10 protein-coding genes, 2 tRNA genes and 1 pseudogene are annotated in these 10500 nt (G+C 61.8%); 6 read left to right on the top strand and 7 right to left on the bottom strand.

Going from position 1 to position 10500, the window contains the following annotated elements; translation table 11 throughout:
- From BRAS3809_RS31355 to BRAS3809_RS36325, 3 genes and pseudogenes are all read right to left on the bottom strand, one after another.
- Positions 1–301, bottom strand: a pseudogene (locus BRAS3809_RS31355) (hypothetical protein); the annotation flags it as partial.
- An 802-nt stretch (positions 302–1103) separates the two neighbouring features.
- Positions 1104–1778, bottom strand: coding sequence for a pentapeptide repeat-containing protein (locus BRAS3809_RS36330; protein WP_139017489.1), 675 nt, complete (start codon positions 1776–1778; stop codon positions 1104–1106).
- 19 nt (positions 1779–1797) lie between these two features.
- Positions 1798–2751, bottom strand: coding sequence for a hypothetical protein (locus BRAS3809_RS36325; RefSeq protein ID WP_139017488.1), 954 nt, complete (start codon positions 2749–2751; stop codon positions 1798–1800).
- 479 nt (positions 2752–3230) lie between these two features.
- On the opposite strand from BRAS3809_RS36325, the gene BRAS3809_RS31350 reads away from it, so the two are divergent.
- The 4 genes from BRAS3809_RS31350 (at position 3231) to BRAS3809_RS36320 (ending at position 4964) form a co-directional block, all read left to right on the top strand.
- Positions 3231–3308: transfer RNA gene (locus BRAS3809_RS31350), tRNA-Met, on the top strand.
- Positions 3309–3330: 22 nt separating this feature from the next.
- Complete coding sequence (locus BRAS3809_RS31345) at positions 3331–3537, top strand: hypothetical protein (RefSeq protein WP_008966030.1); 207 nt, start codon at positions 3331–3333, stop codon at positions 3535–3537.
- Between the two features lie 181 nt (positions 3538–3718).
- Positions 3719–3916 (top strand): hypothetical protein, encoded by a 198-nt coding sequence (locus BRAS3809_RS31340; RefSeq protein ID WP_008966028.1) that lies wholly within the window; start codon positions 3719–3721, stop codon positions 3914–3916.
- A 790-nt stretch (positions 3917–4706) separates the two neighbouring features.
- A complete protein-coding gene (locus BRAS3809_RS36320; protein WP_139017487.1) occupies positions 4707–4964 on the top strand; it encodes a hypothetical protein in 258 nt (85 codons plus the stop codon).
- 473 nt (positions 4965–5437) lie between these two features.
- On the opposite strand, the gene BRAS3809_RS31335 is transcribed toward BRAS3809_RS36320, so the two are convergent.
- The 3 genes from BRAS3809_RS31335 to BRAS3809_RS31325 form a co-directional block, all read right to left on the bottom strand.
- Positions 5438–5512: transfer RNA gene (locus tag BRAS3809_RS31335), tRNA-Val, on the bottom strand.
- A 224-nt stretch (positions 5513–5736) separates the two neighbouring features.
- On the bottom strand, positions 5737–7020 hold the full coding sequence (locus BRAS3809_RS31330; protein ID WP_008966026.1) for a coiled-coil domain-containing protein: 1284 nt from the start codon (positions 7018–7020) through the stop codon (positions 5737–5739).
- Positions 7021–7173: 153 nt separating this feature from the next.
- A complete protein-coding gene (locus tag BRAS3809_RS31325; protein WP_035659742.1) occupies positions 7174–7836 on the bottom strand; it encodes a DUF1134 domain-containing protein in 663 nt (220 codons plus the stop codon).
- A gap of 119 nt (positions 7837–7955) precedes the next feature.
- Between BRAS3809_RS31325 and BRAS3809_RS31320 the strand changes: the two genes are divergently transcribed.
- A complete protein-coding gene (locus BRAS3809_RS31320; RefSeq protein WP_008966024.1) occupies positions 7956–8465 on the top strand; it encodes a YHS domain-containing (seleno)protein in 510 nt (169 codons plus the stop codon).
- A 5-nt stretch (positions 8466–8470) separates the two neighbouring features.
- Here the strand turns inward: BRAS3809_RS31320 and cysQ are convergent, their stop codons facing one another.
- Positions 8471–9304: a 3'(2'),5'-bisphosphate nucleotidase CysQ gene (gene cysQ, locus BRAS3809_RS31315; protein ID WP_008966023.1), complete on the bottom strand. Its 834-nt coding sequence runs from the start codon at positions 9302–9304 to the stop codon at positions 8471–8473.
- Between the two features lie 247 nt (positions 9305–9551).
- Here cysQ and chpT point away from each other — a divergent pair, with 247 nt between their 5' ends.
- Positions 9552–10214 carry a histidine phosphotransferase ChpT gene (gene chpT / locus BRAS3809_RS31310; RefSeq protein WP_008966022.1) on the top strand — a complete coding sequence of 221 codons (663 nt, stop codon included), beginning with the start codon at positions 9552–9554 and terminating at the stop codon, positions 10212–10214.
- The last annotated feature ends 286 nt before the right edge of the window (positions 10215–10500 follow it).

Genomic DNA, 10500 nt, shown 5'->3' with positions numbered 1-10500 from the left:
CGGTGTGCGTTCCGGAGGATCCCGCTGTGCTGCCCGTCGTTCCCGATCGGCCCTCGATATCCGTGAACATGGTCAGCGAATGCGGACCGATGATCATCGTGACCGGATCGTTGTTGCTGTCTTTGGCGGAGACGATGAATGATTCAGGAACCACCTTGACGTCGTTGAAGCCCTGCTTCTGCAGCCGCTGCTTGAACTCGTCGGGCAAGGGCTGGCTGGCTTGGGTGGAGGCCTGCTTGCCTTGTGCCGCGGTTTGCGCGGTCCCTGCTGTACCCTGCGCGAAGCTCGGCGCCTGGAGCATCGCAAGGATGATCAGTGATGAGGCCGTCAGTCTGATGGACATCGATTGTCTCCCAATGGCAGGTGGTCCTGCAGGGGCAACGGCGATGTCGCATGGCGGTTCTGAGCGGAGGCCGTCGCTTCGTACGACACCGTACCCGGTCCTCCGCCGCCGGCCCGATTGCGAGCGCGTGCGACTGCGGCTGATGAGACCGCACAGCTTGAAGACGCGATACGGATGTTCGCGCGTGCTGGCCGGTGGTCGCGCTGGGCGGGGCCTGAGCCGGGAATCATCGGTTGTCGTGCCTCGGCGGAGCTGCTGGCCCGGCACGAGATTTCACCTGATGAGCGGAAATTACCGGCGGCTTCGGCTAACGGCGTACTGGGGGACTAAATGAGGGATCTAGAAAGTTTGGAAAATCAGGCGCTTGCGACCCCGGTCTCAGAGGCGTTGCCTGGGCTTGTCGTTCGCGTGCAGCGCAAATCCGTGACCTTTCTGTGGCCGCAAGACATGAGCGGCGTTGAGGTGTCTCGCAGAATCCGCCAGGATCGGAAACAAGGTTGCTTGCCTCCCGCGCAAGAGGTCGTTGACCGCCTGATGTTCGTCGCGCCGGTCATGGGATGCGCATGATGTCGTTTAAGGCAAGGGAAAGGAGTTCGTGTGGTGAGCAAACTCTGCTCTCACAATACGCTGGGAGCAAGTGGATCGAGTGCTAAGCGATGCTTTTACGACCAACACGTATCGGCGAACGATGATCGTGAGAGCGGAAGCTGTAAATGGCGTAGTCTCCGACTTGATAACTCTTCCTCAATTTATCGTTCTCTTATTGGAGTGGTCTCTTACTGGTACGTGGTCTCTTATTGGTACTTGGTGTCGACACTTGAAGTGTTTTCAAGCGCTCTTCTAGATATTTCTTTTCAGTTGCCAAGCTTTTCTCCAGGAATTTACCGAGCTCTTCATGAAGAGCCCAAGCGTCATCAACGGATAGTTCGCCCAACTGAATCTTACGCCGGAGTGAAGCCAGAGTTTTTTTGGACAACACTTGTGGATTTGTGCCGGCCGCTTCCGGCGCTTCTTCAATTTGCGTAGAAGGCGGTTTGGTAGAAAATCGCTTCCAGACCTTGTGAAACTCGTCAAATTCTTCGGGAGTAAGTTGATCCAAGAGAAGAAGATTCGCCTGCCGCCTTATAATCCGTTTAACTTCCAAACGATCCTGATCGTCCAATCGAGCGTTGATTAGAATGGTTGTCTCATCAATGGTTGCTTTGCCAATATTGGTGCCTCTTAGGTCGGCTTCGGTAAAATCGATTCCACGCACGTCAATTCCATCGAGAGGAATCCCAAGAAAATTTCTACCACGAAAAAAAGTCGCGGGATCATGCCCGGCCGCTAACGCCAATGCCGACAGACTCCTTTCGGACACATCGAAGATACTATCAATCATGCGCCAGTCGACGCTACGCCAAAGATTGCCGTCGTGCTCTTGCTTGGGCTTCATGTGGCGTCGCTCACATTGGCTATCTTTTGTTTTTTTTGACCGGCTTGGTTTTCGGACTATTTTCTTCTCGGCTGCGCTTCCCAGAATCGAGGATCGCGGTATAAGTAGGTATGGTGGAAATTGTGTCCGTAGCGTTATCTGCAGCGGCGACTTTCGACAAATCCACGTCGAGCTCGGCTTGGCATAATAACAATTCGTTTCGCTCTTTGTCATAGCCGTCGGTCGCGTTGGCTGAGCGCAAATGTCGTTCTATCACCCAGCCGGCGACCGCTCGCTTCAAGGCATCGAAGCCATCGTTGTGGGATTTTTTCTTTGCAGTCGGAAAGCGGTCGCTCATCTTGTGATGCAATGGCGTTACCGACAACATCCCGTCTGGGACCAGGAGCTTCAAGAGGATCCCATATTGTCGAACTGATGATGACGGGTGAAGTTCACCCCAAAGTCCTCTGAGATAGGTGCCGTCAAGAATGTCGGATGATGAAACGGGATCTCCACCAGTATTCTCCCCAATTCGGAAGCCGCCTGCGACGTATCGAGCCCGTACTCGATCAACGTGAGTGTCAACTTTCCTTTTTTGATGTCTCTGCAACGCCCCCTTCGCGCGTACGACCACGCCCTTGTTGGACGTGCTAACGTCGCCTCCAAAGGAGATGTCGCCTTCGGTCCCGGATATCCTTTGATCGACAAGCCTGCCACGCTGAACAAAATCGTCGATGGCTGGATTTGGATCAAACTGGCAGCCAGTCGAAGGAAGGACTGCCAAGAACGCTTGGCGCACAGCGATTCTGTAAGGTCTGCCGCTTAGCCCTTGGATTGAGCTTTCTCCAAGCGCGATGTGCCCCTTCAACGTCAGCGACATTGTTGGTTCTTTTGGCCGATTTTCAAGCGTGGAAACGTATAGCTCAGCTAGTCGAACATCGAGGTTATGAATTACCGGAGGAGATACGCCGATCGGCTCTTCGTCTGCGCTCATCTTGAGACCCCCAAAGGTAGAACTATGCTTTATATTCTAGCCGCTTGCGCAAATTCCGTAAGGTAACCAGTGGCTTCAAAAAGAGCGGCATAGTTTCGGGCGCGCTGAATTTGTTGTTCGCAGAACCACATTTTGGGTCTTCGCGGATCATGCGTCAAATCGTTTGTGTTGTTATAGGGGCGTCGGAAGCGTCCCGCCTAGTAGGTTTGGCGTCGTGACCAAACCTTCCCTGGTTGCAACTGAATATTCGGACCTCTCAAGTAGTATGAGATTCCGCCCAATGCTTTGATAGGGAGGCTGGCGGCGAACAAATCTTCAGGCCGAGAGAGTGTGGGCAGGGCGTTAGGGATCGTTTCCCGCCGCAGTATTTCGGCTGTGGTCGATGCGAACGACCGGCCGCATGGGTTCTACCGGCTATCCCGGCAATCGACAGGTTCGCCGAGTTGAGGTGCCGCCAGCCCTCGGGTTCTGTGTTGGCTCGCGGGGTGGCGAAGTGCGGACAGCTCGGGGCGGTCATGCCGCCTAGGCCGCCGGTTCAAATCCGGCCCCCGCAACCAATTCGCTCAATGAGGGCTCGAGATGAGCATTGCGGGTCTCAAGGCACGGCTTGCCAATGTGGCGGGTATCGAAAGCCTGTCCATGGAATTGCAGGGCGGGCGCATTCTGCTGCGCTGGGGCGCCTATACCGCGTCGGTCGATGCCTCGGCGTCGAATGCCGAGATTGAGACCGCCGTGCGGGATGCAATCAAGCTGCCGCCGCTCTCGATGAGGCGGCGCAAAGCCTGACCTTCAAGGCGGTGGTCGGCACCATCGCCTCGGGCCTGATCGCGGCCGTCTGGATCGGCGTCAAGACGACCTTCGGCGAGTAGGGGGCGGCCACGCTCGAAATCGTAACCATGTCGGCAATGATCGGCTTCGGCGATGTCGTTGCCTTCGACTATCTGCGCTCGCGCCTTTGGGGGATCAAATGAGCCACCTGTTGCAGTTCTTCGACTACGAGCATTTGCCGGCGCCGCTCCAGACCGTGAGCAAGCCTTTCGGTGATCTGGCGCGGGACATGGCGGCGGTCCTGCTGGCGAACCCTGAGAGCACGGTGGCGCTGCGCAATCTGCTGGAAGCCAAAGACTGTGCCGTGAGGGCGGTCCTGTGGCGGTCCCCGGCCTGATCCTGACTTCCTCCCTGACTCGGCCGCCGGTCACTCCGGCGGCTCTATTTTTGGGGCCAGATGATCCTGTTAGGTGGAATAGCTCGCGAAGGACCCCGGCAGGATTGGTAAAGTACGACAAGACACATTAGATTGCGTCGCGCGTGTATTGATTCGCTTCTGCAACCGTTTCCGGCCGAGTGCCTGAAAATGGCGGGCTACCGCCCGGGAAAGGAAGTGATACGGATGACTACACGTAAAATTGGTCGCTCGGCGATCACCGGCAGGTTCATGCCGGTAAAGGCAGCCCAGTCTGGCGCAAACAGGCGAACTGCGATTGTTCAGACGATCAAAACTAAACCGACGAAGAGGTAACACTCTGAGGTTTGGCGTGGGTGGAGTTCGCTCCACCCCGCATTCATTAGCCATGGCCTCTTAACAATCTACGAACCGACTTTCTTGGCCCGAAGCAATTTAGGTGTGTGTCGTGTCAAATAGCACCCTTCCTCCCCGGAGATTAAAACCGAAGCGGCCGGCAAAGCCGCCTATCGTGCCTACGCCACCGGGTGCCGAAGCCAAGCCTCATGTAAGCAGCCGACACATTCAGTTGATTGGGTCGGTTGTTGTTGAATGGTCGAAACTGGAGAACGCTCTAGACGATCTAACTTGGGCATTGACGGGGCTTTCCTTTGAGGATGGCCGTGTCCTTACGGGCAGGACGGACGCAAAAACTAAGATCGCAGCGCTGCAAGTTCTGGTGCCAAGATACGTCGATGGAGCTGACGGTCAGAGGCTAGAAGAAGCGCTCGCAATGGCTGACTATCTGCGTGATGACAGAAATTTCATAATGCATGGATCATGGGGAACGTTGGATCCGCCAGGAGAGCCGTTCGCGATGTCGCTTCGCGCAAAATCCCTCCCAAACGAAGTTACGGGCGAGACCTTCCCGGAAGGGCGCATGGTGGAGATCATAAACCGCATCATCGAAACCAAGACGACCGTCTATAACTTCGTCAAGAAGCTCGAATCTTTGCCGAACGAGCCAAGCGAATCGCGCTCCGAAGGTTAGCCAGAAACATCAGTGCGGTGCCGTAGATACGGAAACGATCATGGGGCCGGCCCGCAACGCCTCCGTTCAGCGATGCGATCTCGTTCAAATCGCGCGAGCGCCTGGGCGGCGGTGAGGGCGTCATCTGGCGCGGCATGCTGGGTAATGGCCCGTCGGCCGGCGTTATCGTCGAAGTAAAAGAAGGTTGATGTCCGCACCTCGTAGCTGCTCGTCCGTGCCTGATGGGCCGGACCAGGGTTTTAGTTCGTGTGGCAGTAAAGCTCGGTTGTGCCGGCGGCTAGCGCCCAAAAGAGCATGGCGGCGAGGACGACCCAGGGCGATCTCAAGGACGCACTTGACAGTGAACAAAACAGGAGCAGATTGCACGGATTTTGCACCAACTCCAGCGCAAAAACTCGCTTTGTTCTGCATCCAACTGCAAGGCGCCTATCGGCGCCGGATCGAAAAAACCTGAGGAACCATAGGGATTTCGATGGTGGGCGCACAAGGGATCGAACCTTGGACCTCTCCCGTGTGAAGGGAACGCTCTCCCGCTGAGCTATGCGCCCGGATCCTGGTGGCTGCCGGCCCAGGGGCCGTAACAGGCAGCTGCCGAAGCAGTCCGTCGGAGCCCGCGATTTACGAACCGCGGGCAGGGGGTGTCAAGGATTTGCGGCGGGATTGGCGAGGAAAACTGTGCGGCACCGCCGTGCAGCTTCCGATCGGACCGGAATCGGCCGTTTCGTCGATCCGATCCCGGGGCACGCCCGCCGGGCGGCGATCGACGCCGCCCTCACGCCCCGATCTGCCGCGCCCGCGAGGCGTGCGACTGCAGCGCGCGGATGCGGTCGGCGAGGGTGCCGCCCTGGGGGGCGCCGCCGGCCGCGGCTGCAGGGGCTGCGGGAGCGCCATTGGCATTGGCGGGCCTGGCGGCGGGCTCGGAGGCGAGCATGGCCTCGATGGTCGAGTTGGGGCCCTCGATCTGCATCGCAAGCTTGGCGACTTCGGCGGCGATGTCGTTGATGCGCTCGCGCAGCAGGGCGTTCTCCATGCGCTCCTGGGCCCAGGTGCTCTCGGCCTGCTGCTGGATCGCGTTCATCTCGCGCTGCAGCTTGGTGCGCTCGTCGCGCGCCGCCTGCAACTGCTCCTCGAGCGCGGCCTTCTCGGATTTGAGCCGCTCGAACGCGGCGGACTTGCCGCTGCCGTGGCTGGCAAGCTCCTCGCGCAGCTCCTTCAAAGCGCGGTCGGCGGCCGCATTGGCCTCGCGCAGCTGGTTGTTCTCGAAATCGCGCTCGGCGAGCAGCTTGCCCTGGGTCGACAGCCGGCCTTCGAGGTCGGCCACGCGGGTGGCGAGCATCTCGGCTTCCTTGACCTGGACGATCAGCTGGCGGTCGAGCTCGGTGACGCGCTGGCTGAGATTTTCCACACGCGCGCGGGCGTCGTTGAGCGCCTTGGTGGCGGTGTCGGATTCGTCGCGCTCCAGCGCGAGACGGGCCTGGGTGGCGGAGAATTCCTTCTCGGCGTCGGCGACGCGGGTGCGCAGCTCCTCGACCTGGGTCTTCACCGAGACGAGCTCGACCTGGCGGCTGTCGGCGAGCATGGACTTGTCGGTGAGCTCGGCGGTGAGGCGGACCAGCTCGGCCTGCTTCTCCTTCAGCGCCTGCTCGGCGGCGCGCAGCGCCTCGGTCTTGGCGGCGAACTCCTCCTCGGTGGCGCGCAGCTGATCCTTCAGCGCCTTCTCGCGCGCCTCCAGGGCAAAGATGGCGGCGTTCTTCTCGCCGAGCTCGATCTTCATGCGGTTGATGGCGTCGGTCTTCTTGCCGAGGTCGGCGAGCTGGCCGGTGGCCTTGTTCTTGAGCGCGTCGACGCTCATCTCCAGCCGCCGCGCCGACATCGCGAACTCCGCGCGCAGCTGGTCCTTGTCGGCCTGGATCTCGGCCATCGACAGCGGCGTCGCCGCTTCCAGGCGGCGTGTCGTCAGACGCACCGCACGATTGTGCACCAGGGGCACGATCATGAGGGCACAGAGCATGGCGATCAGAAAACCGATCGCGAAATACATGATCGGCTCGACCATGACGCACAACTCCCGGTCCGAAATGATTAACGGAATCACAATGCACGGCGGGCTGATTCATTGCCAGCCCAATGCCGTGTTAACCTTGATCCGTCGCGGGAGAACGTGTCTCAGCGGTACCAGTTGGCGGTATCGGCCGGCGATCCCGCCGTATCAGAACGGGTTCCAGGTCGCGCTCGGGGTGTACTTGAGGTAGCCCACATTGGCGCCCAGCCGCAGGCCGATGCCGGACCGGATCGGCACCAGCACGATGTTGTTGGCGGTCAGCGCCGTCATGCCGAAGCCGCCCACGATGTAGGCCGAGCCGTCGATGCCGACGAAGCGCTGATAGATCGCGCTCGTGGCGGGCAGGTTGTAGACCAGCGTCATGGTGCGGGCGCCGTCGCCGCCCCAATCGAAGCCGAGCGAGGGACCCTGCCAGTAGACGCGGAGGTCGCCGGCGTTCTTGGTGTAGAGCGTGCCCTCGCCGTAGCGCAAACCCGCGACGAAGGCGCCGGCGCCTTCCTCGCCCAGGATGTAGCCGTTCGGCAGGCCCCATTGGCTGACCGCGCGTTCGATCACCGACGCCAGGCCGCGCGAGACGTTGCCGAAGAAGCGGTGCCCCGCATTGACCAGCTCCTCCGGGTTGAAGCTGTCAGGGCTCGGCGCCGGGCGCGGCGGCGGTGGCGCGGGCTGCTGATAGGGAGGCGCAGCCTGATACGGAGGCGCAGCCTGATAGGGCGGCGCAGGCGGGGGCGCCTGCTGCGCTGCGACCGACGCGGTCAAGGCCAGGAGGGCCGCGAGCGTCGTGGCGGCGAGGCGGATTGCGAAACTCATGAAAGGAAATCCCCTGCTATCGGCAGCCCGACCTGAGCCTTAACCAGACGCCAACCACATCCGGCGATGGTCGGGTGAGGGGCGTGGCCCCTGCTAATCCCATGTTATCGGCACGAACTATGACCGCACAACGGCAACAAGACCACCAGAACGGCGCAAAGCCGCCGTTTCGCCACGCAATTGCCGTCTTCGCCCTCATTTCGCTGCTGCTGCCGTCGGCCGCCCCCGCGGCGACCACCCAGCGGATCGTCGCCAACCGCTACAGCGGGCTGGCGATCGACGGCTTCGACCCCGTGTCCTATTTCGTCGACGGCCAGGCCCGGATGGGCGAGCCCGACTTCGAGGCCGCCCAGGGCGGGGTGGTCTGGCGGTTCCGCAACGAGGGCAACCGTGCCTCCTTCCTGGCCCATCCCGAGGTCTACGGCCCGCAATTCGGTGGCTACGACCCGACCGACGTGGCGCGCGGCGTCACCGTGGCCGGCAATCCGCGCTTCTTCGTGGTGGTCGAGGACCGGCTGTTCCTGTTCAGCCGCGAGGAGAGCCGGGATGCCTTCCGCGCCGATCCCGAGCGCTATCTGCCGAAGGCCGAAGCGCGCTGGCCGGCGCTGCAGGAGGAGCTGCCGCAATAGCGGCGTCAGACGGCCGTGACCGCGCCGGGGTCGCCCCATGCGACGAAGCTCGGCACGATGAAGCTGTCGCTGCGCTCGCCATAGCGCAGGGGCCGGCCGGCCTCGCTGGTCACCGTGCCGCCGGCGGCGACGACCACCGCATGGCCGGCCGCGACGTCCCACTCCGAGGTCGGGCCGAGCCGCGGATAGATGTCCGCCAACCCTTCGGCCAGGCGCCCGAACTTCACCGCCGAGCCCAAGGCCAGGCGCTCTGCGCCGGGCCGCGCCGCGATGAACGCCTCGCTGCGGGCATCGCCATGCGAGCGGCTGACCGCCGCCACCCAGGGCTCGCCCGGTTTCGGCATCGGCCGGGTGCGGATCGGCACGGCCGCGCTCAAGCCGGCGTCGGTGAACGACAGCCGCTCGGCGCCGCGGCCGACCACGCCGCGCCAGATCAAGCCGATCGCGGGCGCGCAGACGATGCCGAGCAGCGGGCTTGCGTCGCTGACCAGTGCCAGATTGACCGTGAACTCGCCGCGGCCGGCCAGAAATTCCTTGGTGCCGTCGAGCGGGTCGATCAGGAAGAAGCTGCCCTTGAACGGCGCCGTGCAGCTGCCGACCCGCTCTTCGGACAAGGCCGGGATCTTCGGCGCCAGCTGCGCCAGCCCTTCGGCGATGACGCGATCGGCGGCGAGATCGGCCTCGGTGACCGGGGAGCCGTCGGACTTGTCGGTGATGGCCATCGCCCGCCGGTTCACCGCCAGGATCGCGTGCGCCGCCTGGACGACGAGCGCGGTCAGCGGCGTCATCAGCGCCGCGGCGGCCTCGGCCCCGATGGTTTCCGCAGTCTGGCCGGTCATCGCGCCACGCTCCCGTCGGCCGTTCCGTCCGCAGCTCGCATCATCGCATCCCTGTTCTGTGTCGGCCGCCGCGGCGAAGCGCGGAATGGCCGTTTGCATGGTCCTTGAGCAGCCTCTCGCCGGGGGAAAACGGCCACGTACTTTCCCGTGTCCTGCCCTCAGCTCGGTGGCGGTCCCTGCTTTCGCAGTGTATCAAGCGTTAACGCAAGTATGATTCGTCCAAGTTCGCGGATTTCAGGAACATCGAATGTCCGGCACGTCCTCTTCCGAGATCGCCAACCCGATTCCCGCTCCCGATACGCTCGAACTTGCCGCCTTGCTCTGCTCGAAGGTCTGCCACGACCTGATTAGTCCGGTCGGCGCCATCGTCAACGGTCTCGAGGTGCTCGACGACAATCCGAAGCCCGAGGATCGCGATTTCGCGCTGGAACTGATCAGGAAGAGCGCCAAGACCGCCTCGGCCCGGCTGCAGTTCTGCCGCCTCGCCTTCGGGGCCGCCGGCTCGGCCGGCGCGCAGATCGATCTCGGCGACGCGCAGACCATGGCGCGCGGACACATCGAGGATGCCAAGACCTCGATCACCTGGAACCTGCCGCGGCTGCTGCTGCCGAAGAACCGGGTCAAGCTGCTGCTCAACATGATGGTGGTGGCGCAGCAGACGATCCCGCGCGGCGGCATGCTGACGGTCGATCCGGTCGGCGAGGGCGAGAGCATGAGCTTCCGCGTCGCCGCCACCGGGCTCAATGCGCGGCTGCCGCAGAACATCGTCAACCTGCTCTCCGGCGAGCTGCAGTCGACGATCGATGCCCACGCGGTGCAACCCTACTACACCCGCCTGCTCGCCGAGGCCTGCGGGCTCAAGGTGACGCTCGCGGCCGACGGCGCCGCGATGGTGGTGCAGGCGGCCTGATCGCGATTTCGCAGCCCGCGGCTGCGACGTCATGCCGTCCATCGGCGCATGAATTCGTTTACCATGGTTAAGCAAGTCTTAGCCGCGTGTCCGAATTTGTCCGGATGCATCTTATCTCTTTGTTGAGTCCGTTCATTTGCGCTTACTCAACTAATATTAAACGCTTTGGACCGAAACTGGCCACGGTTTGAAGGGCGCGGCATGTCGCGCTCCGTTGCGTGCGAAGGCCAGTTTCATGGATGACCTGTTGCGTGAGTTCCTGACGGAGACCAGCGAGAGCCTGGAT

Origin of the sequence: Bradyrhizobium sp. STM 3809 (genome assembly GCF_000239795.1) — a bacterium.
Classification (GTDB): Bacteria; Pseudomonadota; Alphaproteobacteria; order Rhizobiales; family Xanthobacteraceae; genus Bradyrhizobium.
The sequence above is the reverse complement of the archived record's forward strand: the minus strand, read 5'-3'. Positions and strand labels throughout refer to the sequence as shown.